This window comes from Phycicoccus sp. Root101, assembly GCF_001426245.1.
Taxonomy (GTDB): Bacteria; Actinomycetota; Actinomycetes; order Actinomycetales; family Dermatophilaceae; genus Pedococcus.
The window spans coordinates 370,437-395,334 of record NZ_LMCM01000006.1 but is presented as its reverse complement, the minus strand read 5'-3'; the positions used below and the strand labels follow the sequence as shown (position 1 = coordinate 395,334).

The window sequence follows — 24,898 nt, the reverse complement described above, 5'->3', positions numbered from 1 at the left end:
CCGCTCACCCGCGCGGTCGCCAGACCAGCCGGACGTCGGGGGCGCCCTCCTCGTTGTCACCCTCGGTCCACTCGACCGGGACGAACCCGTGCCGCTCGTAGAAGCGCAGGGCGCCGGTGTTGCTCTGGAACGCCCAGAGCTGCACCCCGTCGGGGAACCGCTCGCGGGCCAGCTCGACGAACCGGGCGCCGAGTCCCCGGCCGGTGTGGTCGGACGCGATGTAGAGGTGACCCAGCTCGTCGGGCTCGGCCAGCGCGAGGAACCCGACGACCCGCCCGTCGTCATCCGCGACCCAGACCTCGCCGTCGGCGATGAGGACGTGCTCGACGAACGCCAGCACGCTCTCGCGCGGGTGGACGATCATGGGGATCCGGGGCGCCGACTCGGTGCGCACCTGCCAGAACAGCTCTGCGACGGCGGGTGCGTCGTCCGGCGTCGCGGGACGGATGGCCACCGACGGGATGCCGTCGGTCGCCGGGGTGGCCTGGGTATGCGGTTCGGGCACGGCGAACATCATGCCGACTCCGTCCGTGGCCGGCTGCATAGGATCGGGGCATGAGCGACGCACCCGAGCCGGACACCGACTTCGCGAGCGTCCAGGACGGGTTCGAGCGGTTGTGGACCCCGCACCGGATGGCCTACATCACCGGCGACCGCCCGAGCGAGGCGGCAGGGGACGGCTGTCCGTTCTGCGCGGCGCCGGGTCGTGGCGACGCCGAGGGGCTGGTCGTCCACCGGGGCGAGCACTGCTACGTCGTCATGAACCTCTTCCCGTACAACCCCGGCCACGTCCTCGTCTGCCCGTACCGGCACGTGTCCCTCTACGTCGACCTCACCGAGGAGGAGACGACCGAGTTCGGCCGGCTCACCAAGGAGGCCATCGCCGCCCTCGACACGACGTCGCAGCCGATGGGCTACAACATCGGGATGAACCAGGGGGCCGTCGCGGGAGCCGGGGTCCAGGCACACCTGCACCAGCACGTCGTCCCCCGCTGGGGTGGCGACATGAACTTCCTGCCCATCATCGGGCAGACGAAAGCTCTTCCGATGCTGCTGGAGGACGTGCGCTCCCGGCTGGTCGCCGCCTGGCCGGGTGGGGGAGCCGATGCCTCGGACGGGTCGACCACCACGGACCGAGGCGTTCCAGCGGCAGGAAGCTGAGCAGGCAGACCACCAGCGGCAGGAAGTGGATCTTGAGCATGAGGTAGGTGCTCAGGTGGAACCCGCCCCAGAACGCCAGCGCGGCATACAGGGCCCTGCCACGGAGCCAGAGCAGGACGGGTGAGCAGAACTCGGCCACGAGCACGATCCACTGCATGGCATGGGTCAGGGCCGGGTGCGAGCCGACCCATGGGCCGATGCCGTTGGGTCGGCGGGTGAGCGCCCAGATCAGGGTGGCGCCGTTGGCCCAGTCCCAGCCCCCGAAGCGCATCTTGGCGCTGGCGGACAGGAAGTAGATCGACACGGCGCCGACCTGCACCATGCGGACGGCCCACCCGGCCGCCTGCGAACGCACGTCGACGTCCGGGACCCGCGCCCGCCCCGCGGTCGGCAGCACGAACAACGCCACGACGAGGGCGAAGTGGTCGTGGTCGACCTTGGAGTACGCGAAGGCGTTGCTCACCCAGTCGAGCATCCCGACGGCGCAGACCCAGCCGGCCAGGCGCGGGAGCCGTCCGGTGGCCGCGACGAGGGCGCTGACGACGATCACGCCGAGCAGGACCCGGACGTAGACGTGCGAGGGCGCGGGCAGGTGCAGGACGTCGCGGACGACGAGCCCGCGGTAGAGGGAGGGCGGGACGTCGCCGTGGGGGATGGGGTCGGTGACGATCCACAGGACGTCGAGCAGGACGAACGGGTAGATCACGTGGCGCAGCCACGCGACGCGCGCGAGGGGCAGCTCCGGGGCGAGGAACCGCTCGACCGGGTTCACCGGGACCCCCTCCCGCCGGGGAGCCCGCTCGGCTGCGGGTCGAGGGGGTCGCGGACCTGCCAGGTGGCGAGCGTGTGCACGGTGGCGTCGCCGGTGGGGATGCTCGTCGAGGTGTTGCGGAGCCAGATGGTCGCGTACGGCGTCTCGTGCGGCAGGCGACGGTGGTGCAGGACGGCGATGTCCTGGAGCAGCTCGGGGGTGCGGATGATCCGGGGCGCCTGGCCCTCGATCTCGGCCCGCTCGATGCCGATCATCTCCTTGGAGAGGGGCACCCGGACGACCTCACCGTCCGTCGTGAGCGCGTCCATCGTCAGGGAGTTGATGACGCCGTTGTTCTGCACCGAGAACGCGTACTGCGACATCGGCGCGAACGGCCACCACTCGTCGTCGCCCACCCAGGTGCCGAGGCAGACGGTGGTGACGACGACGGCCGTCGTGGCCAGCCGCCACAGGAGCGAGTACGGCCCGAGCCGCTGTGTGCTGCCGCCCGGACGCCCCCTCATGGCCGTCATGGTGCCACGCGGGTGAGAGACTTCGGCCATGGACACCGCCCCGGACAGCACCCCGAGGGGGCGCGGCCTGCTCATCTTCGACGGTGACTGCGGCTTCTGCACGACCAGCGCCCGCTTCCTCTCCCGCTGGGTCGACCGGCACCAGCGCTACGAGGTCCAGCCGTGGCAGCAGCTCGACCTCGCGCCGCTCGGCGTGACCGAGGAGGACTGCATCGCGGCGGCGCAGTTCGTGCGGCAGGACGGTTCCGTCGTCGCCGGGCACCGGGCGATCGCGGAGGGGCTCAAGCACGGAGCGCCGGCGTGGCGGCCGCTCGGGCACCTGATCACCCTCCCGGGCATCTCGTGGCTCGCCGCCCGCGCCTACACCTGGGTCGCCGACCACCGGTACGCACTTCCCGGCGGCACCCCGGCGTGCGCGCCGAAGGTTCCGGCCGCGCCTCAGTAGGCTGCCACCACCATGCTCAACAAGTACGCGCGCGCGCTCTTCACCACGATCTTCACCCCCGTGGCCCGGCTGTTCCTGAAGCTCGGCATCAGCCCGGACGTGGTGACCGTCGTCGGGACCATCGGCGTCTGCGTCGGAGCCCTGGCCTTCTACCCCCGGCACGAGTTCTTCTGGGGCACCATCGTCATCACCCTGTTCGTCTTCTCCGACACGGTCGACGGGGTCATGGCCCGCATGTCCGGCCGCTCGGGCAAGTGGGGGGCCTACCTCGACTCGACCCTCGACCGGGTGGGCGACTCGGCGATCTTCGGCGGCCTCGTGCTCTGGTACGCCGGTAGCGGTGACAACTTCCTCATGGCCGGGCTCGCGCTGGCCTGCCTGATCCTCGGCAGCGTGGTGTCCTACGCCAAGGCCCGCGCCGAGGGCCTGGGCTTCTCCGCGGACGTCGGCATCGCCGAGCGGGCCGACCGCCTGGTCGCCGTGCTCGCCACGACCGGCCTGGTCGGGATCGGCCTGCCCGAGGTCGTCCTCACCGTCGTGCTGGCCCTGCTCGCCGTCGCGAGCCTGATCACCGTGGTCCAGCGGATGCTCATGGTGCGCCGCCAGGCGCTCGCCGCAGCCCCGTGAGCCGCCTCGGCGACGTCCTCGCCGTGACCGGCTTCCGGCTCGGGTGGGGGACCGTCCGACGACTCCCCGAGCGTGCCGCGTATGCCGCGTTCGACCGCATCGCCGACCTCACCGTCGCGCGGGGTGGCAAGGGGGTCGAGCGGCTGCGGTCCAACTACGCGAAGGCGCGGCCCGAGCTCGACGACCGTGCCCTCGACGCTCTGGTGCGCGCAGGCATGCGCTCCTACCTGCGTTACTACTGCGAGGCCTTCCGCCTGCCCGACCGCTCGACCGCCGACATCGCGGGCCAGGTGCGCGTCGTCGGCGACGCTCCCGTGCGGGCCGAGCTGGGAGCCGGGCGCCCCGTCGTCTGCTTCCTCGGCCACCTCGGCAACTGGGACCTGGCCGGCGCGTGGGGCACCAAGGCCCTGGGGCCCGTCGTCACCGTCGCGGAGCGGCTCGAGCCCGAGGAGGTGTATGCCGAGTTCCTCGAGTTCCGGGAGTCGCTCGGCATGACGATCCTGCCGCTCACCGGTGGGGGAGACGTCTTCGCCCAGCTCCGCGGCCACCTGGCCTCCCCGGTCCTCATGCCGCTGCTGGCCGACCGCGACCTCACCGACCGGGGGATCGAGGTCGACCTGCTCGGCCACCGTTCCAAGATGGCCGCCGGTCCGGCAGCGCTCGCCCTCGGCAGCGGTGCCGCACTGCACCCCGTGTCCATCCACTACGAACGTGTACCCGGCTCCCGCAGGCACGGCCTCGTCATCACCTTCCACGAGCGGGTCGAGGTCCCGGCCACCGGCGCGACCCGCGCGAAGGCCGTCGCCATGACCCAGCAGTGCGCCGACGTGCTGGGGGCGGCGATCCGCGAGCACACCGAGGACTGGCACATGCTCCAGCGGGTCTTCCTCGACGACCTCGAGCCTCGCCCCGCCCGACCGGCCGCCGCCGAGGTGGCGCCGTGAGGATCGGCATCGTCTGCCCGTACTCGTTCGACGTGCCCGGGGGAGTGCAGTTCCACGTGCGCGACCTCGCCGAGCACTTCCTCGCCCAGGGCCACCACGCGTCGGTCCTCGCGCCGGCCGACGAGGACACCCCGCTGCCCGAGTACGTCGAGTCGGTGGGACGTGCCGTCCCGGTCCGCTACAACGGCTCGGTCGCCCGCCTCAACTTCGGTCCGGTCACCGCGGCACGGGTCGGCCGCTGGCTGGAGCGCGGCGAGTTCGACGTGCTCCACATCCACGAACCCGTCACCCCCAGCATCGCGCTGCTCGCCCTCTGGTCGGCCGAGGGCCCGGTGGTGGCCACGTTCCACACGTCCAACCTGCGCTCACGGGCCATGCAGGCGGCATACCCGCTGCTGCGTCCCAGCCTGGAGAAGATCAACGGGCGCATCGCCGTCTCCGAGGACGCGCGGCGCACGGTCACCACGCACCTCGGCGGTGACGCCGTCGTCATCCCCAACGGGGTCAACGTGAGCAGGTTCGCCGACGCCACGCCCAACCCGGCGTGGACCGGCACCGAGCAGGCGCCGACGCTGGCGTTCCTCGGGCGCATCGACGAGCCGCGCAAGGGCCTGCCCGTCCTGGCGGCCGCCCTGCCCGCCGTCCTGGCGGAGCACCCGGGGACCCGCGTCCTCGTCGCGGGCCCGGGTGACGTGGAGGCCGCGCGCGAGCGGCTCGACCCGGCCGTGGCCGCCGCGACGGAGTTCCTGGGGATGATCAGCGACGAGGACAAGGCGGCGCTGCTGTCGTCGGTCGACGCCTACGTCGCGCCGCACACCGGGGGCGAGAGCTTCGGGATCGTCCTCGTCGAGGCGATGAGCGCCGGCGCGCCGGTGGTGGCCAGCGACCTTGCGGCGTTCGTGCGTGTCCTGGACGGCGGCCGGTGCGGGGCGATGTTCGCCAACGAGGACCCGGCCGACCTCGCCCGCCAGCTGCTGCGGCTGCTCGGCGACCCCGCCGAGCGGGAGCGGTTGCGCGACGAAGGCAGCCGCCGCGCCCAGGTCTTCGACTGGGCGGTCGTCGCCGAGGACGTCATGGCCGTCTACGAGACGGTCACCCACGGTGTCGACGACTGGCGCGAGGTCCGGGACGACCGGGCCGACCCGGCCGACACCCGTTGGACCCGGCTGCTGCGCGGCCGCCGAGGAACCGAGGACTGATGCAGACCGTCACCTGGACCGCCGTCGCCGTCGCCGTGCTGCTCGGGATCGCGTGGTACCTGTCGTACAACGCCGCCCGCCTCGACCGGCTGCACACCCGGGCGGAGGGAGCGCTCTCGGCGCTCGACGCCCAGCTGGTGCGGCGCTCCGAGGCCACCCTGGAGCTCGCCAACTCCGGGGCCCTCGACCCCGCGAGTGCGCTCATGCTGGCCGGTGCCGCGTCCGAGGCCCTCGAGGCGCACAACGAACGCGTGCTCGAGGAGGACTTCCTCGAGGGCCAGAGCTTCGGCCAGCGCGAGGAGCTCGAGAGCGACCTCACCGCAGCCCTGATGGCAGCGCTCAGCGCCGAGGTGGTGGGGGAGATCCGGCGCGACGACAACCTCGGGGCGCTCGCGCTCCAGCGGGTCGAGGCAGCCGGGGTCCGGGTGCAGCTGGCCCGACGGTTCCACAACGACGCCGTCACCGACGTGCGCAGGGTGCGGCGCAAGGCGGTCGTCCGGTTGTTCCGGCTGGCCGGCCACGCCGACCTCCCGCGCACGGTCGAGTTCGACGACGAGCTCCCCCCGGCCGTCCGCGACTGAGCCCGCACCGCGCCATACCCGCCCCGCCGGCCCCCGCACCTCGCCGCCCTGCCGGCCCCGCCGGCCTCCGGCGCCCCCGGCACAACGCTGGGTGCGCGGCAGGACGAGGGTTGGAGACGCGCGTTCTGCCTCGCAACCGACGTTCTGTGAGCGTGTCGCGTGGTGGGGGTGCGGGCGCCGGCCGGTCGCGGATGGCGGGGCAGTGGGCCCGCACGCAGGCTCGGTCCGCGGCGCTCGGGGCACCAACTAGCATTGGCCTCGAAGCGCGTCTTCTGCGCTGCGCCCTGAACAGATCTGGAGCTCGTCGTCATGTCCGCCGACACCACCACCCCCGTACCGCAGTCCTCGTCGCAGCCCACCACCGGCACGTCGCGCGTCAAGCGCGGCATGGCCGAGATGCTCAAGGGCGGCGTCATCATGGACGTCGTCAACGTCGAGCAGGCCAAGATCGCCGAGGACGCCGGCGCTGTCGCCGTCATGGCGCTCGAGCGCGTCCCGGCCGACATCCGCGCCCAGGGTGGCGTCTCCCGGATGTCCGACCCCGACATGATCGACGGCATCATCGAGGCCGTCTCGATCCCCGTGATGGCCAAGGCCCGCATCGGCCACTTCGTCGAGGCCCAGGTGCTGCAGTCCCTCGGTGTCGACTACATCGACGAGTCCGAGGTGCTGACCCCGGCCGACTACGCCAACCACATCGACAAGTGGAACTTCACCGTTCCCTTCGTCTGCGGCTCGACGAACCTGGGCGAGGCCCTGCGCCGCATCACCGAGGGCGCGGCGATGATCCGCTCCAAGGGTGAGGCCGGCACCGGCGACGTCTCGAACGCCACCACCCACATGCGCAAGCTGCGCGACCAGCTCCGCTGGCTGCACGGCCTCCCCGAGGACGAGCTGTACGTCGCGGCCAAGGAGCTGCAGGCCCCGTACGACCTCGTCAAGGAGGTCGCCGAGGCCGGCAAGCTCCCCGTGGTCCTCTTCACGGCCGGCGGCATCGCCACCCCTGCCGACGCCGCGATGATGATGCAGCTCGGCGCCGAGGGAGTCTTCGTCGGCTCGGGCATCTTCAAGTCCGGCAACCCGGCCCAGCGCGCCGAGGCGATCGTCAAGGCCACCACGTTCTTCGACGACCCCGACGTGATCGCCAAGGTCTCGCGCGGTCTCGGCGAGGCCATGGTCGGCCTCAACGTCGACGAGATCCCCGAGCCGCACCGCCTGGCCGAGCGCGGCTGGTGAAGTCAACCGACGGCGGGGCTCAGGCCCCGCCGTCGGGGAGCGTCATCAGGAGCACCGGGCGGTGGGTGGCCGGCAGCCACGGCGGCCTCGCCTCGCCAACCACCTGCCAGCCGCTGCGTTCGTAGAGCCGCACGGCGTTCTCCGTCTCCTGCACCACGTCGAGCACCGGGGTCCTGCCGCTGTCGCGGATGAACCCCACCGCCGTCGCCAGCAGGGCCGCACCGACACCGCGCCCCGTGACGGCATGGTCGATGAACAGGACCGACACCTCCGCGAGCCCGTCCAGCGGGCGGCCGGTACCGGCGCTCCACACCGTCGCCATGTCACCGGGGACCACCGCTGCCACGGCGACGTGCCCCACGACGGCTCCGTCCAGCTCGGCCACCCAGGACCGCAGCTCGCTCGACCGGTGGAGGAACTCCTCGACGGGCATCGGCAGCGGCCAGCGTTGCGGGTAGTCGCTGTGCTCCCGCTGGGCGGCGAGCACGTCGGCCAGGACGGGCAGGTCCTCGGTGGTCCGTGGACGGATGGTCAGGTCGCCGGTCATGCCCCCACGCTAGGGCCGCACCGGCCGCCCGTAGCATTCGCGTCGTGACAGCCCAGCCCACCATCGGTGTCCTCGCCGTCCAGGGAGACGTCCGCGAGCACCTGCATGCCGTGCAGCAGGCGGGTGCCCACGGCACCACCGTGCGCCGCCCGCGGGAGCTCGCCGAGGTCGACGCCCTCATCATCCCCGGGGGTGAGTCGACCACGATGGACAAGCTGGTCCGGGCGTTCGACCTGCACGAACCCCTGCGCGAGCGGTTGGCGGCGGGCATGCCGGCCTACGGCTCCTGCGCCGGCATGATCATGCTGGCGGACCGGATCGCCGACGCCCGACCCGACCAGCAGACGCTCGGTGGCCTCGACATCACCGTGCGGCGCAACGCGTTCGGGCGACAGGTCGACTCCTTCGAGGAGGACATCCACTTCACCGGTCTCGACGACACCGTGCGCGCCATCTTCATCCGTGCGCCCTGGGTCGAGCAGGCCGGAGAGGCGGTCGAGGTGCTGGCCCGTGTGGAGGACGGACCGGCCGCCGGTAGGATCGTCGCCGTCCGTCAAGGGCCCCTGCTGGCCACCTCCTTCCATCCGGAGGTGAGTGGTGACCACCGGGTCCACGGACTGTTCGTGCAGATCGTGCGTGACTACCTGTTGGAGGGCATGGAATGAGTGGCCACAGTAAGTGGGCGACCACGAAGCACAAGAAGGCTGCCATCGATGCCAAGCGCGGCAAGCTCTTCGCCAAGCTGATCAAGAACATCGAGGTCGCGGCCCGCACCGGTGGTGGTGACGTCACCGGCAACCCGACGCTCTACGACGCCATCCAGAAGGCGAAGAAGACCTCGGTCCCCAACAACAACATCGACAACGCGGTCAAGCGCGGGTCCGGTGCGACGGCGGGTGGGGCCGACTGGGAGACGATCACCTACGAGGGCTACGCCCCCGGTGGTGTCGCCGTCCTCATCGAGTGCCTCACCGACAACCGCAACCGCGCTGCCGCCGAGGTCCGGACCGCGCTCACCCGCAACGGTGGGCAGCTGGCCGAGCCCGGCTCGGTCTCCTACGTCTTCGACCGCAAGGGCGTCGTCGTGGTCCCCAAGGGCGACATGTCCGAGGACGACATCCTCGAGGTCGTGCTGGAGGCCGGCGCCGACGAGGTCAACGACCTCGGCGACTCCTTCCAGATCATCTCCGAGGCGAGCGACTTCGTGGCCGTCCGCAAGGCGGTCCAGGACGCCGGCATCGACTACGACTCCGCCGAGGCCTCCTGGGTGCCGAACCTCCAGGTGCCGCTCGACGCCGACGGTGCCCGCAAGATGATCCGCGTCATCGAGGCCCTCGAGGACTCCGACGACGTGCAGGACGTCTTCGCCAACGGCGACATCAGCGACGAGGTCCTGGCCGAGCTCGACGAGGACGAGGACTGACCCCTCCCGCCCACGGACGCCCCGTCCTCCCCGCGTGTTGCTGCGGGGGAGGCGGGGCGTCGTCCGTGTAGCGTTCACCCGAACACGTGTTCGGATGCCCCGGCCCCGGACGTCACCTCGGAGGGAGCAGTGGAGTGCGCGTACTCGGTGTCGACCCCGGCCTCACGCGATGCGGCCTCGGTGTCGTCGACAGTGGTCGCGGCAACCGGCTGACGATGGTCGCCGTCGGTGTCGTGCGCACCCCCGGGGACCGCGACACGGGGGAGCGGCTCGTCTACCTCCAGGACCAGATGGATGCCTGGTTGGACCGGTTCCAGCCCGATGCCATCGCCCTCGAGCGCGTGTATGCCGCCGACCACGTCCCGACCGTGATGACCACGGCGCAGGCCTCCGCCCTGGCCCTCCTCGCCGCCGCGCGCCGCGGGCTTCCGCTCATCACGCACACACCCACCGAGGTGAAGGCGGCCGTGACCGGTTCCGGCCGGGCTGACAAGGCCCAGGTGACGGCGATGGTCACCCGGATCCTCGAGCTCGAGGTGGCACCCAAGCCCGCTGACGCCGCCGACGCCCTGGCGCTGGCGATCTGCCACCACTGGCGTGGCGGCGGGGACCAGCGGCTCGCCCTGGCCGCGGCGTCCGAGCGGGCCCGGCTCAAGGCGGTCGCGACCCGCGCCGCGGAGGGCTCCGCAGCCGTCCCCGGCACGCAGGCCCGCTCCCGCAGGACGGCGGTGTCACGATGATCGCCTCGGTCCGTGGGTCCGTCAGGCACATCGGTCTCGACCGCGTCGTCGTCGAGGTCGGGGGAGTCGGCATGCTGCTGCACACCACGCCGGCCACGGCCTCGGCCCAGCACCTCGGCCACGAAGCCACCCTGGCGACGACCCTGGTCGTCCGCGAGGACTCGCTCACGCTCTACGGCTTCGCGTCCGACGAGGAGCGCGACATCTTCGAGCAGGTCCAGACCGTCTCCGGCGTGGGGCCCCGGCTGGCCCTGGCGATGCTGTCGGTCCTTGCCCCCGACCGGCTGCGCGCCGCGGTCACCGGAGGCGACCTCGCCACCCTGACCAAGGTCCCCGGCATCGGCAGGAAGGGCGCAGAGCGCATCGTCCTGGAGCTGCGCGACAAGATCGGCCTCCCGTCGGGTGCAGCGGGCGCGACGCCCAGCGCGCCCGTCGCGTCGGGTCCGTCGTGGCGCGACCAGGTGACCGAGGCCCTCACGGGGCTCGGGTACTCCGGCAAGCAGGCCGAGGAGGCCGTGTCGTCCGTGGCTGCTGCGGCGCCGGCGTCGCCGAACGTCTCCGAGATGCTGCGCGCCGCCCTGCGCGAGCTGGGGCGGTGACGGGTGATGGCTGACGGCTTCTCCTCCGAGATGTACGAGGACTCCTCCCTCGACGCCACGGCCCGGGTCGTCGACCCCGCCGGCAACACCGATGAGCGCCAGGTCGAGATGGCCCTGCGGCCCCGCCGGCTCAGCGAGTTCACGGGGCAGACGCGGGTACGTGACCAGCTCTCGCTCGTCCTCGAGGCCGCCCGTCGTCGTGGCACCCCGCCCGACCACGTCCTGCTCTCGGGGCCGCCCGGCCTCGGCAAGACCACGCTGGCCATGCTCATCGGCACCGAGCTCGAGCGCCCGATCCGCATCACCAGCGGCCCGGCCATCCAGCACGCGGGCGACCTCGCGGCCGTCCTGTCCTCCCTGACCGAGGGGGAGGTGCTCTTCCTCGACGAGATCCACCGCATGTCCCGTTCGGCCGAGGAGATGCTCTACCTCGCCATGGAGGACTTCCGCGTCGACGTCATCGTCGGCAAGGGACCCGGGGCCACCGCCATCCCGCTCGAGCTGCCGCCGTTCACCGTGGTGGGGGCGACCACCCGAGCCGGGCTGCTCCCGGCGCCCCTGCGCGACCGCTTCGGCTTCACCGGCCACCTCGACTTCTACGCCACCGACGACCTCGTGACGATCCTGCACCGCTCGGCCCGCCTGCTGGACGTGGTGGCGGACTCCGACGGCATCGAGGAGATCGCCCGGCGGTCCCGCGGCACACCCCGCATCGCCAACCGCCTGCTGCGCCGAGTGCGCGACTGGGCCCAGGTGCACGGCCGCCACGTCGTGGACGAGACGGCGGCGCACGCGGCGCTGGCCTTGTTCGACGTGGACGACCGGGGTCTGGACCGCCTCGACCGGGCGGTGCTCGACGCGCTCTGCCGCAGGTTCGGCGGGGGACCGGTGGGCCTGTCGACGCTGGCGGTGGCCGTGGGCGAGGAGGCCGACACGGTCGAGACCGTCGCAGAGCCGTTCCTCGTCCGCGAGGGCTTCATCACGCGCACCCCACGTGGCCGGGCAGCGACGTCGCTGGCGTGGGACCACCTCGGTTACACCCCACCGGCCGGGCTCGACCGGCAGCCCGCACTGCCGCTGGACACCGGCGAGGGGCGCTTCGGGGCCTGAGACCGGCCCTGCCGGGTGCCCTCGCGGCATACCGGCGCGACCTGGTGGGGCCCCACCGCGGCACCGTGGGTGGCCCCGCGGCGGCACGGCGCGAAATGGTCACAATTGGAACGCGACCACGGTGGGGCACGTTGGTCGGTATGCCGTGCGTCACCTACACTCGGGCGGTCACCCGGCCAGCGTCGGGGAATCGTGCGCGCCCGAGACCCGGCTGCGCGCACCACCTGCCAACCGTGAAGGGATGCTCCATGTCGAATGGCGGCTCGCCCACTGCCAGCCTGCTGATCTTCGCCCTGCCCGTGCTGCTCATCGCCTTCATGGTGTTCACGCAGCGGCGGCGCCAGCGCGACGTGCAGAAGCTGCAGGCAGGACTGGCGGTCGGCGACGAGGTCTGCACGACCTCGGGGCTCTTCGGCACGGTGCGTTCCCTGGACGACGCGGTCGTCACGCTCGAGGTGGCCCCAGGGGTCGTCCTCCGGTTCGACCGCCGGGCCATCGGCCTGAAGACCGCCGCCCCCGCGGCGACCGACCAGCCGGGCACCCCCGGCACCACCGAGTAGAGGTCACCACCCGTGGCAATCAACCCGTACAACCGCAAGCCGCTGAAGGTCCTGTCAGCGCTGGCGGCCGTCACCATCGGCCTCTACGGCCTGCTGTTCGCAGCGACCACCTGGGGTGAGGCGCAGCTCGAGCCCAAGCTCGGCCTCGACCTCGCCGGTGGGACGCAGCTCGTCCTCGCTCCCCGCCTCGTGGGCAACGCGAAGGTGACGACCGACCAGCTCAACCAGGCCCGCGACATCATCGTGCAGCGCGTCGACTCCAACGGTGTCGCCGGGGCCGAGGTGACCACGAGCAACGACAACATCGTCGTGAGCATGCCGGGCACGCCCGACAAGGCCACCGAGGATGCCATCCGCCGCTCCTCGCAGATGCAGTTCCGTCCCGTCCTCGTCGCTGCCCCAGGCACGAACGTCCCGGTGCCCACGGGTACCGCGACGGGCACGGCCACTGGCACCGCCACGGGCACGGCGACCGGGACCGCCACGGGCAGCAAGACCACCTCCACGCCCCCGAAGGCGACCGGCGCCACCACCAGCGCCGGCAGTGGCCTGCCCGGCGCGTTCGTCCGGGCCACCACCCCGCAGCCCAGCGCCACCACCGGGGCGGCCACGCCGACCGGCGGTGCGACCACGGGCACCGCGACCAAGCCGACCGACGCCAGCGACCTCAACCAGATCACGCCGGCGCTGACCAAGGAGTTCCAGGACCTCGACTGCGCAAAGCCCGGTGTCCTGGACGGGATCGTCGACGACGCGACCAAGCCGCTGGTCACCTGCAACGTCAACCTCGGCGAGAAGTACATCCTCGGCCCGGTCGAGGTGCGCGGCGACCAGATCAAGGACGCCGTCGCCGGCTACCAGCCGCTGCAGAACGGCCAGCCCTCGAGCATCGTGGAGATCCGGCTGTCCTTCAACGGCAGCGGCACCACGGCCTTCGGCAACGTCACCAAGCGCCTGGTCAGCCTCGAGGACCCGCGCAACCGGTTCGCCGTGACGCTCGACTCCCAGGTGCTCACCGCGCCGACCGCGCAGGCCGCCATCCTCGACGGCCAGGCCAGCATCACCGGCAGCTTCACGATCGTCAGTGCCCGCGACCTGGCCAACCAGCTGAAGTTCGGCGCCCTGCCGCTGTCGTTCGACCTGCAGACCCGTGACGAGATCAGCCCCACCCTCGGTGGCGAGCAGCTCCGCATGGGCCTGCTCGCCGGGGTCATCGGCTTCGTGCTGGTCTTCGGCTACTCGCTGATCCAGTACCGCGCCCTCGGCCTGGTCACCGTCGCGTCGATCGTCATCGCCGCGGTGCTCACGTACGTCTCGATCGCCTTGCTCGGGTGGTCCCAGAACTTCCGGCTCGACATGGCCGGCGTCACGGGGCTGATCGTGGCCATCGGTGTCACCGCCGACTCGTTCATCGTCTACTTCGAACGCATCCGCGACGAGGTGCGTGAGGGACGACCGCTGCGCGCCGCGGTCGACACCGGGTGGCGTCGCGCCCGGCGCACCATCCTGGCCGCTGACGGCGTGAACTTCCTTGCCGCCTTCGTGCTGTACCTGCTGGCGTCGAGCAACGTGCGCGGCTTCGCGTTCACACTCGGCCTCACGACCCTCATCGACCTGCTCGTCGTGGTCATGTTCACCCACCCGGTCGTGGCCCTGCTGTCCACCACGAAGTTCTTCGGCGGCGGCCACCGCTGGTCCGGTCTCGACCCGCAGCGCCTGGGTGTCAAGGCCTTCAAGCCCCGGTATGCCGGACGCGGACGGATCGCGATGCCTGCCATGAACAAGACCGCGTCCGCCACGAACGACGGGAGTGCGCTGTGATCAACTTCGCCGCGCTCGGCAACGACCTCTACACCGGCAAGCGGTCCATCGACTTCGTCGGCCGCTACAAGCGGTGGTACCTCGTCTCCGGGGTGTTCATCCTCCTGGCGGCCCTCGGCCTGGTCCTGCAGGGGCTCAACCTCAGCCTGGAGTTCTCGGGCGGCTCGGAGTTCCGGGTCTCCGGGGTCAAGGTCACCGACTCCTACGAGCAGACCGCCAAGGACGCGGTGACCTCCGTGGCCGCAGCGGGTGCCCCCGAGGTGACGACCATCGGCTCGAGCACCGTCCGGGTGCAGACCGAGAAGCTCAACGACTCCCAGAGCCGGGACGTCCAGGACGCCCTCGCCAAGGCGTTCGGCACCACGTCCGACAAGGTGTCCGCCACCTTCGTCGGCCCGTCATGGGGCGCCTCGGTGAGCCAGAAGGCCCTCCAGGCCCTGGCCGTCTTCCTCGCCCTCGTGGCGGCCGTCATGGCGATCTACTTCCGCACCTGGAAGATGGCCGTCGCCGGCCTCGCCGCGCTGCTGCACGACCTGTTCATCACGGTCGGCATCTACGCCCTCGCCGGCTTCGAGGTGTCGCCTGCGACGATGATCGGCTTCCTGACGATCCTCGGGTACTCGCTGTACGACACCGTCGTCGTGTTCGACAAGGTGCGCGAGAACACCACCGAGGCCCGGGGCAACGGACGGATGTCCTACGCCCAGGCCGCCAACCTCGCCGTCAACCAGACCCTGGTGCGCTCGATCAACACCACCGTCGTGGCCCTGCTGCCGATCGCGGCGATCCTCGTCATCGGCTTCCTCTTCCTCGGCCCCGGCACCCTGCTCGACCTCGCGCTGGCGCTGTTCGTCGGCATTGCGGTCGGTGCGTACTCCTCGATCTTCATCGCCACCCCGTTGCTCGTGCACATGCGTGACCACGAGCCCGAGATGGTCGAGCTGACGAAGAAGGCCGAGCGCTACCAGCAGCGCCACGGCGGCAAGGTGCTCGCCTCCGACGCCGCCCCGGTGGACCACGGCAGCGACGACGACCTCGAGCCGGCGGCCGTCGGCACCGGGGAGCGCCGAACCACGTCCTCCACGGTCCGCGAGACGCACAAGTACGCCTCGCCGTCCGGTCCGCGGAACCAGCCGAAGCGGCCTCCGAAGTCGCGTCGCTGACATGACCACGACCGCCTCGGCCTCCCTCGTCGCGCTCATCGAGAGCCGACTGCGTGACATCCCAGACTTCCCCAGCCCCGGGGTCGTCTTCAAGGACGTCACGCCGTTGCTCGCCGATGCAGAGGCGTTCGGTGCGGTGGTCCGCGACATGGCGGACCGCCGGCGCGGGAGCGTTGACCTGGTCGTGGGGATCGAGGCCCGCGGGTTCATCTTCGGAGCAGCCCTGGCCCACGAGCTCGGGATCGGGTTCGTGCCCGTCCGCAAGGCGGGCAAGCTCCCCGGGAAGACGATGGGCGTCTCCTACGACCTCGAGTACGGCAGCGCCACCATCGAGATCCACGAGGACTCGTTCGTCGGCGGGGAGCGGGTGCTCGTCGTCGACGACGTGCTCGCCACCGGCGGCACCGCCGAGGCAGCCTGCCACCTGCTCGAGGACGCGGGCGCCGACGTGGTCGCGTTCGAGGCGCCGATCGAGCTCGAGTTCCTGCACGGGCGCGACCGGTTGAAGGGTCGAGAGGTGCACTGCAGCCTCGTCGTCCGAGGCGACTGAACCGGCCTGCCCCCATCACGTAGGCTCAGCCCATGAGCGAGGACGTCGTCACCGGGCCGGTCCCCACCGGCGCCTCGTCGGCGAGCCGCGTGCGGGCCAGGTTGGCGCGCTTCGGCAGCCGTGGGGGCCCGACCAACCCGGTCCTCGAGCCACTCCTGCAGACCGTCCGCGCGACGCACCCCAAGGCCGACCTCACGGTCATCGAGAGGGCCTACGTCGTGGCCGAGGAGGCCCACCGCGGCCAGAAGCGCAAGTCCGGCGACGCGTACATCACGCACCCGCTGGCCGTGACGACGATCCTGGCCGAGCTGGGCATGACGCCGGCCACCCTCGCGGCGGCGCTCCTGCACGACACGGTCGAGGACACGGCATACAGCCTGACCCAGCTGGAGAAGGACTTCGGCCGCGAGGTCGCGATGCTCGTCGACGGGGTCACCAAGCTCGACAAGGTGACGTACGGCGACGCTGCCCAGGCGGAGACGGTCCGCAAGATGGTCGTGGCGATGGCGCGCGACATCCGGGTCCTGGTCATCAAGCTCGCGGACCGGCTGCACAACGCCCGCACCTGGCGGTACGTGTCGGTCGAGTCCGCCCAGCGCAAGGCCCGCGAGACCCTCGAGATCTACGCCCCCCTGGCCCACCGGCTCGGGATGAACACCATCAAGTGGGAGCTCGAGGACCTGTCGTTCGCGACGCTGTACCCCAAGGTGTACGACGAGATCGTCCGGCTCGTGGCCGAGCGGGCGCCGGCGCGCGAGGAGTTCCTCTCGGGGGTGCGCGACCAGGTGAGTGAGGACCTGCGGGGCGCCAAGATCAAGGCGACCGTCACCGGTCGGCCGAAGCACTACTACTCCGTCTACCAGAAGATGATCGTCCGTGGCCGCGACTTCGAGGACATCTACGACCTCGTGGCCGTGCGCGTCCTCGTCGACTCGGTGCGCGACTGCTACGCGGCGCTCGGTGCCCTGCACGCCCGCTGGAACCCCCTCCCCGGGCGGTTCAAGGACTACATCGCGATGCCGAAGTTCAACATGTACCAGTCGTTGCACACGACGGTCATCGGTCCCGAGGGCAAGCCGGTCGAGATCCAGATCCGCACGCACACCATGCACCGCCGGGCGGAGTACGGCGTCGCCGCGCACTGGAAGTACAAGGAGGACGCGACCGCCCCGCCGGCCGGCACCAAGGACGGCGAGACCGGCCCGATCAACGACATGGCGTGGCTGCGCCAGCTCCTCGACTGGCAGAAGGAGACCGCCGACCCGGGGGAGTTCCTCGACTCGCTGCGGTTCGAGATCAACGCGCGCGAGGTCTACGTCTTCACCCCGAAGGGCGAGGTCGTCGCCCTGCCCGCCGGCGCGACGCCCGTCGACTTCGCCTACGCCGTGCACACCGAGGTCGGTCACCACTGCATCGGCGGTCGCGTCAACGGCCGGCTGGTGCCCTTGGAGTCCACCCTCGAGAACGGCGACGTCGTCGAGGTGCTCACCTCCAAGGCCGACGGCGCCGGCCCGTCGCGTGACTGGCTGACCTTCGTCAAGTCGCCGAGGGCCCGCAACAAGATCAAGCAGTGGTTCTCCAAGGAACGTCGCGAGGAGGCCATCGAGACCGGCAAGGACGCGATCGCCAAGGCGATGCGCAAGGAGGGCCTGCCGCTGCAGCGGCTCCTGACCGTGGAGACCCTCACCGGCCTCGCCTCCGAGCTGCGCTACCAGGACATCGACGCCCTGTATGCCGCCGTCGGCGAGGGGCACGTGTCCGCCCAGCACGTGGTGGGCCGGCTCGTCGTCAGCCTCGGTGGTGAGGAGGGCGCGTCGGAGGACCTCGCCGAGGCCACCACCCCGACGCGGTCGATGCGTCGTCGCTCCGGCGACCCCGGCGTCGTCGTCGTCGGCACAGCCGACGTCTGGGTCAAGCTGGCCCGTTGCTGCACCCCGGTCCCGGGCGACCCGATCATGGGCTTCATCACCCGCGGGAACGGCGTCTCGGTCCACCGCACCGATTGCACCAACGCGGAATCGCTTCTGTCGCAACCCGATCGGATGATCGAGGTCGAGTGGGCGCCGTCGTCGGCATCCGTCTTCCTCGTCCAGCTCCAGGTCGAGGCGCTCGACCGCAACCGCCTGCTGTCCGACGTCACGCGGGTGCTGTCCGACCAGCACGTCAACATCCTGTCGGCCTCGGTGCAGACCTCGCGCGACCGGGTGGCGGTCTCGAAGTTCACCTTCGAGATGGGCGACCCGAGCCACCTCGACCACGTGATGAAGGCGGTGCGCAAGATCGACGGCGTCTTCGACGTCTACCGGATCACCGGCACCAAGGCGACGGCCGCCAAGGCCTAGTCGTCTCGTTCTCGCCTCGTCGGCGGGGTCAGGTGAGCGCGATCAGCGCCCCGACGGTCGCCAGGACAGCGCCCATGCTGCGGGTCCTGTCTGCTGCGAGGAGCCGGCGGACTGCCCTGTCGCTCTTGCCGTTTCTGCCGAGTTCCGCGTGGGTCGGGGCGGCGACGAAGGCCGTCGCCGCGAAGGTGAGGATCGTCCCGGCCGTTGCGACCACGAGTCCCGGGCCGATGGGTCCAGCGAGCCACGCCCACGTGAGGGTGGTGAGGAGGGCGGCATACGTGAGGACGACGAGGGGGACGATCGCCCGGCTGTGGGCGTCGTGCGACCTGGACCAACCCTCCGGGCTCGTTCGAGCCAGGGCGGGGTAGACGAGGGCGGTCACGGTCAGCTGGAAGCCGAGGTGGAGGGTCGTCGCAGCCGCGAGGGCCACGAGGGCGGGGGAGCCGGTCACCGGAGCGGACCGTGGGTGGGCGCGCCGGTCACCGCTGTGACGCGACGCGACCCACCGCTGATGTCAGCCGCCGAACTCGTCGAGGTTGCCGCGGGCCTGGGCGAGCCACTGCTCCTGGGCCTCGAGCTTGGACTGGGCGTCCTTGACCTTCTTCTCGTTCCCGGACGCCTGCGCCTTCTCGACGTCGGCCTTGAGGGCCGCGACGGAGGACTCGAGCTGGTCGACCATGCTCTGGGCGCGGGCGGCCACCTCGGGATTCGTCTTGTGCCAACGCTTCTCGTCGGCCTCGCGCACGGCGGACTCGATGCGGCGCATCCCCTTCTCCATGCGGTCGACATCGCCGCGGGGCACCTTGCCGGCAGCCTCCCAGCGGTCCTGCACGGCGCGGAGCGCAGCCTTGGCGGCGTCGAGGTCGGTGACGGGCAGGATCGCCTCGGCCTCCTTGAGGAGCTCCTCCTTCACGGCGAGGTTGCCCCGGAACTCCTCGTCCTCCTTGGCGGCCTCTGCGTCCTTGGCGGTGAAGAAGGCGTCCTGGGCGGCCTTGAACCGGGCCCACAGGGCGTCGTCGTCCGTCCGGGAGGCGCGGCCGGCCTGGCGCCAGCGGTCCATGAGCCGCTTGAACGCGCCCGCCGTCGCACCCCAGTCGGTGCTCGTCGCGAGGGACTCGGCCTCCTTCACCAGGTCCTGCTTGGCGGCCTTGGCCTCACCCTGGGTGCTCTCGAGCTGGGCGAAGTGGACGCGCCGGGCCTTGTCGAAGGAGTTGCGGGCCTGGCTGAACCGCTGCCAGAGAGCACCCTCGGTCTCGCGGTCGAGGCGGGTGCCGGCGCGCTGGTGCTTCTTCCACTCGTCGAGCAGCTCACGCATCCGCGCACCGCTGCTCTTCCACTGGATCTTGTTCTCCGGCTGCCCGGCGATCTTCTCGGCCTCGGCGACGATGGCCTCACGCTCGGTGGCCGCGATCGCGCGAGCCGCGTTGCGCTCGGCGCTCTCGGTCTTCTTGCGCTCGGCGACCGCCTCACCGATCTCGGCGATCTTCGCCTCGAGGGCCTCGAGGTCGCCCACGACACCGGCTTCGGCAGCGTGCTCGCGCAGCTTCGTCAGGCCCTCGGCACCGTCCTTGGCGGACAGGTCGGTGGTCGTCACCCGCTGGTGGAGCAGGTCGGCGGACGCGAACAGCTCGTCGTACTTGCGGGCGAAGTAGTGCAGCGCCTCGTCCGGCGTGGCGCCGGGGTAGGCCCCGACCTCCTTCTCGCCGTCGGCGGTACGGACGAACACGGTGCCGTCCTCGGCCACCCGACCGAATGTCTCGGCCGGCGGCCCGCTGGGGGCGGCAGCCGTGAGGGTGGGCAGCGGGTGGGCCACCTTGCGCACGGCAGCGGGGGACGGGATCGGCGCCGGCTTCGGCACGGGCCGCGGCCTGGCCGCCGGAGCCGGAGCGGCGGGAGCGACCTCAGCGGGAACGTCCTCGCCGGCGGGAGCCTCGGGCTCGGCAGGCGCGGCTTCAGGCTCGGGGGCGGGGGCGGCCTCAGGCTCGACGGCGGCTGCCGGGGCGTCGGCCGCGGGGGCCTCGGGCTCGGGAGTCCCTGCCGAGGCAGCCTCGGCCGCGGGGGCCTCGGGCTCGGGAGTCTCTGCTTGGGCAGCCGCGGGGGCCTCGGGCTCGGGTGCCTGCGCAGCGGCGTCCTCTGCGGCCGGAGCCTCCTCCGTGACGGCCTCAGGGGCCGCTTCGGGGGTCGCCTCAGCTGCCGCTTCGGGGGTCGCCTCAGCTGCCGCTTCGGGGGTCGCCTCAGCTGCCGCTTCGGGGGTCGCCTCGGCGGTCTCGTCGACGGTGGCGGTGGCGGCGGTCTCCTGGTCGGCCTGGGGCTCGGCGGGAGCCTGCGGCTCGGTGGGGTCAGCCGGGGGCGTCTGCTCGGTCACGTCAGGCCTTCTTCTCGGTCACAGCAACCTTGAGGATGCTGATGGGTGCAGCCGGGGCGCCATCGGTGGCGCCACCACTCACACCTGCTGCGGCGATCTTCTCGACAATATCCATTCCACCGGTCACCGTGCCGAAGATGGAGTACCCCTCGGGGACGCTGCTCAGGTCGGTGTCGTCGTAGACGATGAAGAACTGGTCGGCGTTGCTGTTGACGTCGGTGGTGCGCGCCATGGCCAGGATGCCCTTGGGGTACTTGCCGTCCTTGGGCGTGTTCTCGAGCCCGTACGCGTAGCCGGGGCCGGTCCCGGTGCCGCCGAGCGGGTCTCCGCACTGGAGCACGAAGATGCCCTGGGTCGTGAGCCGGTGGCACGGCGCGTCGTTGAAGTAGCTGCTCCTGGCGAGCGCCACGAACGAGGCCACGGTCTGCGGTGCCTTGGCGCCGTCGAGCTGGAGGGTGATGTCGCCACAGTTGGTCGTCACCACCGCGGTGAAGGTCTTGCCCGCGGCGGTCGCCTTGGCGGGCAGGCCCTGCGTCTTGATGGCCGTCGGCACCGCAGGAGGCGCGGTGCACCCCGCGACGGCAGCGGTGGTCGCGCTGGTGGAGGCCTGCGGCGTGCTCGTCGCGCTCGGCGAGGCGGCGGGGGTGGTGTCGTCGCCACCGAGCCGGGTGGCGAGGAAGACGAACGCCGCGACGACCACGAGGACGGCAGCGACGACCACCGCGACCTGACGGTTGCGTGCGGCCTCGCGCTCCCGCTGGGCCGCTCGCGCGTCCAGCTTCTCCTGACGTCGGTGGGCCCTGGCTCGTTCCTGCTCCTTGGTCACGCGCGCCAGTCTAGGCAGGAGACGGCGATGACTAGGCTGCCGCCCGTGCTGACCGTTGCTTTTCCTGCTGCCGCCTTCGACACCAACTGCTACGTCCTGGCCCCCGCGCCGGGGGAGGAGTGCGTCGTCGTCGACCCGGGCATCGGGATCGAGGAGACCCTGATGGCGGTCCTGACCGAGCACCGGTTGCGGCCCGCCGCGGTCCTGCTCACCCACGGCCACCTCGACCACGTGTACTCGGTGACACCGGTCTGCGGCGCCGACACGGCGGCATACATCCACGCGGACGACCGGTATCGGCTGGTGGACCTCCTCGGGCAGTCCAACCCCGGGCTGGTCGCGATGCTCGAGCAGCAGTTCGGCACCCGGGCGACGTGGACCGAGCCCAGCAACGTCGTCGAGATCGGGGACCGGACGCACCTGGAGCTGGCCGGGCTGGGGTTCGACGTGCTCCACGCGCCCGGGCACACCGAGGGATCGGTGATGTTCGCGGTGGACGCGGTGCCGGACGGCATCGGCGACCAGGTGGACGTGGACCGGACCCTGCTCAGCGGTGACGTCCTCTTCGCCGGCTCGATCGGGCGGACCGACCTCCCGGGCGGGGACCCGGCGGCGATGAACCGCTCGCTGCGCGACGTCGTCCTGCCCCTGCCGGACACGACCCTGGTGCTGCCCGGCCACTACGGCGCCTCCACGATGGAGCGGGAGCGGGCCACGAACCCCCACCTGCAAGGATTGGGCGCGTGAAGATCACCCCGATCAGCGGTTTCCCCGAGTACCTCCCCGCCGAGCGCATCGTCGAGCAGCACTTCCTCGACGTCATCCGCGAGACCTTCGAGCTGCACGGCTTCCCCTCGATCGAGACCCGTGCCGTCGAGCCCGTCGAGCGACTCCTCGGCAAGGGCGGCGACGCCGACAAGGAGATCTACGGCGTGAGCCGCCTCGCCGGCGACGACGCCGGGTCGCGCGACGCCGAGCTCGGCCTGCACTTCGACCTGACCGTCCCGTTCGCGCGCTACGTCCTCGAGAACGCCGGACACCTCGCCTTCCCGTTCCGTCGCCACCAGATCCAGAAGGTGTGGCGCGGTGAACGCCCGCAGGAGGGCCGCTACCGCGAGTTCACCCAGGCCGACATCGACGTGGTCGACGTGGGGGAGCTGGCGCCCCACTTCGAGGCCGAGATCCCGCTCGTCATGGCCGAGGTCTTCTCGAAGCTGCCGATCGGCCAGTTGGTCATCCAGGTCAACAACCGCAAGATCCCCGAGGGGTTCTACCTCGGCATCGGCGTCACCGACGTCATCGGCACCCTGCGCATCGTCGACAAGCTCGACAAGATCGGCCCGGCCAAGGTCGCCGACCTCCTCGTCGAGGCCGGCCTGACCCGCGAGCAGGCCGACCAGTGCCTGGCCCTCGCGGCGATCCGCACCGAGGACCTGTCGTTCGTCGACCGGGTTCGCGCGCTCGGGGTCAGCCACCCGACGCTCGACGAGGGCCTCGAGGCCCTGTCCCGCGTCATCGGCACCGGGATGGCCAACGCCCCCGGTGCCCTCGTCGCCGACCTGCGCATCGCCCGGGGACTCGACTACTACACGGGCACGGTCTACGAGACCCAGCTCGTCGGCCACGAGTCGTGGGGCTCGTTCTGCTCCGGCGGCCGGTACGACTCGCTCGCCTCCGACGGCAGGACCACGTACCCGGGTGTCGGCATCTCGATCGGCGTCTCCCGCCTGCTCGGCCTGCTGCTCGGGCAGAAGCTGCTCACGGCGAGCCGCTCCACCCCTGCCTGCGTGCTCGTCGCGGTCACCGACGAGGACTCCCGTGCCACGTCGACCCGCGTCGCGACCGAGCTGCGCGCCCGCGGCATACCGTGCGAGGTGGCGCCCAAGCCAGCCAAGTTCGGCAAGCAGATCCGGTACGCCGAACGGCGGGGCATGCCGTACGTCTGGTTCCCGGGCGCGGGGGAGCCCGCCGACGGCGCCACCGACCAGGTCAAGGACATCCGTTCCGGCGAGCAGGTGGACGCCGACGCCACGACGTGGCAGCCACCGGCCGACGACCTGCACCCCCAGATCCTGCGCGCGGAGAGCTGACCACCATGGACACCACACAGCCGCTGACCGACGCCCGCACCAGCGGGGTGCAGCTGCACGTCACGTCGTTGCCGGGCGGTCGCCTCGGGCAGCCCGCGCGGGACTTCGTCGACTGGCTCGCCGAGGCGGGGCAGTCGGTGTGGCAGGTGCTGCCGGTGTCCGTGCCGGACCAGCACCGCTCGCCCTACAAGTCCCCGTCGGCCTTCGCTGCCTCCGCCGCCCTCCTCGAGGAACCGGACGCCCCGGTCAGCCAGGCGGAGCTCGACGCCTTCGCGGAGCGGGAGGCCTACTGGGTCGACTCGTGGACGAGCTTCGGCGGTGACCTCGCCGACCAGGTCCGCTTCGACCGGGAGTGGTCGGCCCTGCGCGCGTACGCCCACGAGCGCGGGATCCAGATCCTCGGTGACGTCCCCATCTACGTCGCGCCGGACGGCGCCGACGAACGGGCCTGGCCGCAGTTCTTCCGCGACGACGCCGTGGCCGGCTGCCCGCCGGACGCGTATGCCGCCACGGGCCAGCTCTGGGGCAACCCCCTGTACCGCTGGGACGTGCTCGCCGACGACGGCTACCAGTGGTGGATCGAGCGGCTGCGCCGGACGTTCGCCCTGTTCGACCTCGTCCGGGTGGACCACTTCCGCGGCTTCGCCGCCTACTGGGCCATCCCCGCCGGCGACGAGACGGCGCTGGGCGGGCAGTGGGAGCCGGGGCCGGGGCGGGCCGTGTTCGACGCAGCCCGTGGAGCGCTCGGTGACCTGCCGGTCCTCGCGGAGGACCTCGGTGACATCGACCAGCCCGTCATCGACCTGCGCAAGGCGCTGGGGTTCCCCGGGATGGCGGTGCTGCAGTTCGGGTTCGAGCCGGCCTACGAGTACAACACCCACGACCTGGTCAACCTCGCGCCCGACCAGGTGGTCTACACCGGCACCCACGACAACGACACGGTCAACGGTTGGTGGGCAGAGCTGCCCGAGCACCGGCGCGAGCTGGTCCGTGCTGCCTGGCGGGAGCGTGGTGTGCGGGCCGACGGCGACCGTGAGCCGAGCTGGGCCATGATCGAGCTCGCCCTGGCTACCCCCTGCGGCCTGGCGATGATGCAGGCTCAGGACGTCCTGGGCCTCGGTTCGACCGCCCGGATGAACGCGCCCGGCATCGAGGGCGGCTGGTCCTGGCAGATGGACCCCGGCGCGCTGACGTCGGAGCACGCTGCCCGCCTGCGTGACCTCACCCAGGCGTCAGGCCGCGCTCCAGCCTGATCCGCATCGAAAGCTGAGCGTCCGGCGCGGGC

Annotated in this window: 26 protein-coding genes; 20 read left to right on the top strand and 6 right to left on the bottom strand. The window is 71.6% G+C overall.

The genetic code is table 11. The annotated features are described in order from the left end of the window. Positions 1 to 4: 4 nt before the first annotated feature. Positions 5 to 505 carry a GNAT family N-acetyltransferase gene (locus ASC58_RS09225; protein WP_200947765.1) on the bottom strand — a complete coding sequence of 167 codons (501 nt, stop codon included), beginning with the start codon at positions 503 to 505 and terminating at the stop codon, positions 5 to 7. Between the two features lie 50 nt (positions 506 to 555). Between ASC58_RS09225 and ASC58_RS20530 the strand changes: the two genes are divergently transcribed. After that, positions 556 to 1,161: an HIT domain-containing protein gene (locus tag ASC58_RS20530; protein ID WP_082553108.1), complete on the top strand. Its 606-nt coding sequence runs from the start codon at positions 556 to 558 to the stop codon at positions 1,159 to 1,161. Positions 1,162 to 1,929: 768 nt separating this feature from the next. On the opposite strand, the gene ASC58_RS09215 is transcribed toward ASC58_RS20530, so the two are convergent. Beyond that, complete coding sequence (locus ASC58_RS09215; protein WP_157581201.1) at positions 1,930 to 2,436, bottom strand: hypothetical protein; 507 nt, start codon at positions 2,434 to 2,436, stop codon at positions 1,930 to 1,932. A 37-nt stretch (positions 2,437 to 2,473) separates the two neighbouring features. Here ASC58_RS09215 and ASC58_RS09210 point away from each other — a divergent pair, with 37 nt between their 5' ends. The 6 genes from ASC58_RS09210 to pdxS all read left to right on the top strand — a co-directional run bounded on the left by ASC58_RS09210 (position 2,474) and on the right by pdxS (position 7,477). Beyond that, a complete protein-coding gene (locus ASC58_RS09210) occupies positions 2,474 to 2,890 on the top strand; it encodes a thiol-disulfide oxidoreductase DCC family protein (protein ID WP_056914513.1) in 417 nt (138 codons plus the stop codon). 12 nt (positions 2,891 to 2,902) lie between these two features. Next, the gene (pgsA, locus tag ASC58_RS09205; RefSeq protein ID WP_056914512.1) at positions 2,903 to 3,517 is read left to right on the top strand and encodes a phosphatidylinositol phosphate synthase; all 615 of its coding nucleotides are present in this window, start codon (positions 2,903 to 2,905) and stop codon (positions 3,515 to 3,517) included. Continuing rightward, complete coding sequence (locus ASC58_RS09200; RefSeq protein WP_056914511.1) at positions 3,514 to 4,461, top strand: phosphatidylinositol mannoside acyltransferase; 948 nt, start codon at positions 3,514 to 3,516, stop codon at positions 4,459 to 4,461. The genes pgsA and ASC58_RS09200 overlap by 4 nt, the downstream gene beginning before the upstream one ends. Next, the gene (locus ASC58_RS09195; RefSeq protein ID WP_056919064.1) at positions 4,458 to 5,660 is read left to right on the top strand and encodes a glycosyltransferase family 4 protein; all 1,203 of its coding nucleotides are present in this window, start codon (positions 4,458 to 4,460) and stop codon (positions 5,658 to 5,660) included. Before ASC58_RS09200 ends, ASC58_RS09195 begins: the two co-directional genes overlap by 4 nt. After that, on the top strand, positions 5,660 to 6,241 hold the full coding sequence (locus tag ASC58_RS09190; RefSeq protein ID WP_056914509.1) for a hypothetical protein: 582 nt from the start codon (positions 5,660 to 5,662) through the stop codon (positions 6,239 to 6,241). Before ASC58_RS09195 ends, ASC58_RS09190 begins: the two co-directional genes overlap by 1 nt. A gap of 309 nt (positions 6,242 to 6,550) precedes the next feature. Then, complete coding sequence (pdxS, locus tag ASC58_RS09185; RefSeq protein ID WP_056914508.1) at positions 6,551 to 7,477, top strand: pyridoxal 5'-phosphate synthase lyase subunit PdxS; 927 nt, start codon at positions 6,551 to 6,553, stop codon at positions 7,475 to 7,477. A 19-nt stretch (positions 7,478 to 7,496) separates the two neighbouring features. Here the strand turns inward: pdxS and ASC58_RS09180 are convergent, their stop codons facing one another. After that, the gene (locus ASC58_RS09180) at positions 7,497 to 8,024 is read right to left on the bottom strand and encodes a GNAT family N-acetyltransferase (RefSeq protein ID WP_056914507.1); all 528 of its coding nucleotides are present in this window, start codon (positions 8,022 to 8,024) and stop codon (positions 7,497 to 7,499) included. A 35-nt stretch (positions 8,025 to 8,059) separates the two neighbouring features. Between ASC58_RS09180 and pdxT the strand changes: the two genes are divergently transcribed. The 10 genes from pdxT to ASC58_RS09130 all read left to right on the top strand — a co-directional run bounded on the left by pdxT (position 8,060) and on the right by ASC58_RS09130 (position 18,332). Next, positions 8,060 to 8,689 (top strand): pyridoxal 5'-phosphate synthase glutaminase subunit PdxT, encoded by a 630-nt coding sequence (gene pdxT / locus ASC58_RS09175; protein ID WP_200947794.1) that lies wholly within the window; start codon positions 8,060 to 8,062, stop codon positions 8,687 to 8,689. After that, the gene (locus ASC58_RS09170; protein ID WP_056919062.1) at positions 8,686 to 9,447 is read left to right on the top strand and encodes a YebC/PmpR family DNA-binding transcriptional regulator; all 762 of its coding nucleotides are present in this window, start codon (positions 8,686 to 8,688) and stop codon (positions 9,445 to 9,447) included. The genes pdxT and ASC58_RS09170 overlap by 4 nt, the downstream gene beginning before the upstream one ends. Positions 9,448 to 9,581: 134 nt before the next feature. Next, positions 9,582 to 10,187: a crossover junction endodeoxyribonuclease RuvC gene (gene ruvC, locus ASC58_RS09165; protein ID WP_056914504.1), complete on the top strand. Its 606-nt coding sequence runs from the start codon at positions 9,582 to 9,584 to the stop codon at positions 10,185 to 10,187. Continuing rightward, positions 10,184 to 10,786: a Holliday junction branch migration protein RuvA gene (ruvA, locus tag ASC58_RS09160; RefSeq protein ID WP_056914503.1), complete on the top strand. Its 603-nt coding sequence runs from the start codon at positions 10,184 to 10,186 to the stop codon at positions 10,784 to 10,786. Before ruvC ends, ruvA begins: the two co-directional genes overlap by 4 nt. Before the next feature lie 6 nt (positions 10,787 to 10,792). Beyond that, positions 10,793 to 11,896 (top strand): Holliday junction branch migration DNA helicase RuvB, encoded by a 1,104-nt coding sequence (gene ruvB, locus ASC58_RS09155; protein WP_056919061.1) that lies wholly within the window; start codon positions 10,793 to 10,795, stop codon positions 11,894 to 11,896. 248 nt (positions 11,897 to 12,144) lie between these two features. Continuing rightward, a complete protein-coding gene (gene yajC / locus ASC58_RS09150) occupies positions 12,145 to 12,456 on the top strand; it encodes a preprotein translocase subunit YajC (protein WP_056914501.1) in 312 nt (103 codons plus the stop codon). A gap of 12 nt (positions 12,457 to 12,468) precedes the next feature. Then, positions 12,469 to 14,277 (top strand): protein translocase subunit SecD, encoded by a 1,809-nt coding sequence (gene secD / locus ASC58_RS09145; protein ID WP_056919060.1) that lies wholly within the window; start codon positions 12,469 to 12,471, stop codon positions 14,275 to 14,277. Beyond that, the gene (gene secF, locus ASC58_RS09140; RefSeq protein WP_056919059.1) at positions 14,274 to 15,440 is read left to right on the top strand and encodes a protein translocase subunit SecF; all 1,167 of its coding nucleotides are present in this window, start codon (positions 14,274 to 14,276) and stop codon (positions 15,438 to 15,440) included. The genes secD and secF overlap by 4 nt, the downstream gene beginning before the upstream one ends. 1 nt (position 15,441) lies before the next feature. Next, positions 15,442 to 15,990, top strand: a complete 549-nt coding sequence (locus ASC58_RS09135) for an adenine phosphoribosyltransferase (RefSeq protein WP_056919058.1) — start codon at positions 15,442 to 15,444, stop codon at positions 15,988 to 15,990. Between the two features lie 32 nt (positions 15,991 to 16,022). Beyond that, a complete protein-coding gene (locus tag ASC58_RS09130) occupies positions 16,023 to 18,332 on the top strand; it encodes a bifunctional (p)ppGpp synthetase/guanosine-3',5'-bis(diphosphate) 3'-pyrophosphohydrolase (RefSeq protein WP_056919057.1) in 2,310 nt (769 codons plus the stop codon). Between the two features lie 28 nt (positions 18,333 to 18,360). On the opposite strand, the gene ASC58_RS09125 is transcribed toward ASC58_RS09130, so the two are convergent. The 3 genes from ASC58_RS09125 to ASC58_RS09115 form a co-directional block, all read right to left on the bottom strand. Then, positions 18,361 to 18,783: a hypothetical protein gene (locus ASC58_RS09125; protein WP_056919056.1), complete on the bottom strand. Its 423-nt coding sequence runs from the start codon at positions 18,781 to 18,783 to the stop codon at positions 18,361 to 18,363. A gap of 63 nt (positions 18,784 to 18,846) precedes the next feature. Next, a complete protein-coding gene (locus ASC58_RS09120) occupies positions 18,847 to 20,697 on the bottom strand; it encodes a DUF349 domain-containing protein (RefSeq protein ID WP_082553107.1) in 1,851 nt (616 codons plus the stop codon). A gap of 1 nt (position 20,698) precedes the next feature. Next, positions 20,699 to 21,523 (bottom strand): peptidylprolyl isomerase, encoded by an 825-nt coding sequence (locus ASC58_RS09115; RefSeq protein WP_056919055.1) that lies wholly within the window; start codon positions 21,521 to 21,523, stop codon positions 20,699 to 20,701. A 45-nt stretch (positions 21,524 to 21,568) separates the two neighbouring features. On the opposite strand from ASC58_RS09115, the gene ASC58_RS09110 reads away from it, so the two are divergent. From ASC58_RS09110 to ASC58_RS09100, 3 genes are read left to right on the top strand one after another with little or no spacing between them, the layout of a single operon-like run. Beyond that, entirely contained in the window at positions 21,569 to 22,270 is a 702-nt protein-coding gene (locus ASC58_RS09110; protein WP_056919054.1) for an MBL fold metallo-hydrolase, read from the top strand. Beyond that, the gene (hisS, locus tag ASC58_RS09105; RefSeq protein WP_200947793.1) at positions 22,258 to 23,613 is read left to right on the top strand and encodes a histidine--tRNA ligase; all 1,356 of its coding nucleotides are present in this window, start codon (positions 22,258 to 22,260) and stop codon (positions 23,611 to 23,613) included. The genes ASC58_RS09110 and hisS overlap by 13 nt, the downstream gene beginning before the upstream one ends. A gap of 5 nt (positions 23,614 to 23,618) precedes the next feature. Then, positions 23,619 to 24,866 carry a 4-alpha-glucanotransferase gene (locus ASC58_RS09100; protein WP_056919052.1) on the top strand — a complete coding sequence of 416 codons (1,248 nt, stop codon included), beginning with the start codon at positions 23,619 to 23,621 and terminating at the stop codon, positions 24,864 to 24,866. The last annotated feature ends 32 nt before the right edge of the window (positions 24,867 to 24,898 follow it).

Coding starts and splice junctions, on each gene's coding strand:
- ASC58_RS20530 (WP_082553108.1), top strand. CDS start 556: ATGAGCGACGCACCCGAGCCGGACACCGACTTCGCGAGCGTCCAGGAC.
- ASC58_RS09215 (WP_157581201.1), bottom strand. CDS start 2,436: ATGAGGGGGCGTCCGGGCGGCAGCACACAGCGGCTCGGGCCGTACTCG.
- ASC58_RS09210 (WP_056914513.1), top strand. CDS start 2,474: ATGGACACCGCCCCGGACAGCACCCCGAGGGGGCGCGGCCTGCTCATC.
- pgsA (WP_056914512.1), top strand. CDS start 2,903: ATGCTCAACAAGTACGCGCGCGCGCTCTTCACCACGATCTTCACCCCC.
- ASC58_RS09190 (WP_056914509.1), top strand. CDS start 5,660: ATGCAGACCGTCACCTGGACCGCCGTCGCCGTCGCCGTGCTGCTCGGG.
- pdxS (WP_056914508.1), top strand. CDS start 6,551: ATGTCCGCCGACACCACCACCCCCGTACCGCAGTCCTCGTCGCAGCCC.
- ASC58_RS09180 (WP_056914507.1), bottom strand. CDS start 8,024: ATGACCGGCGACCTGACCATCCGTCCACGGACCACCGAGGACCTGCCC.
- ASC58_RS09170 (WP_056919062.1), top strand. CDS start 8,686: ATGAGTGGCCACAGTAAGTGGGCGACCACGAAGCACAAGAAGGCTGCC.
- ruvA (WP_056914503.1), top strand. CDS start 10,184: ATGATCGCCTCGGTCCGTGGGTCCGTCAGGCACATCGGTCTCGACCGC.
- ruvB (WP_056919061.1), top strand. CDS start 10,793: ATGGCTGACGGCTTCTCCTCCGAGATGTACGAGGACTCCTCCCTCGAC.
- yajC (WP_056914501.1), top strand. CDS start 12,145: ATGTCGAATGGCGGCTCGCCCACTGCCAGCCTGCTGATCTTCGCCCTG.
- ASC58_RS09135 (WP_056919058.1), top strand. CDS start 15,442: ATGACCACGACCGCCTCGGCCTCCCTCGTCGCGCTCATCGAGAGCCGA.
- ASC58_RS09130 (WP_056919057.1), top strand. CDS start 16,023: ATGAGCGAGGACGTCGTCACCGGGCCGGTCCCCACCGGCGCCTCGTCG.
- ASC58_RS09100 (WP_056919052.1), top strand. CDS start 23,619: ATGGACACCACACAGCCGCTGACCGACGCCCGCACCAGCGGGGTGCAG.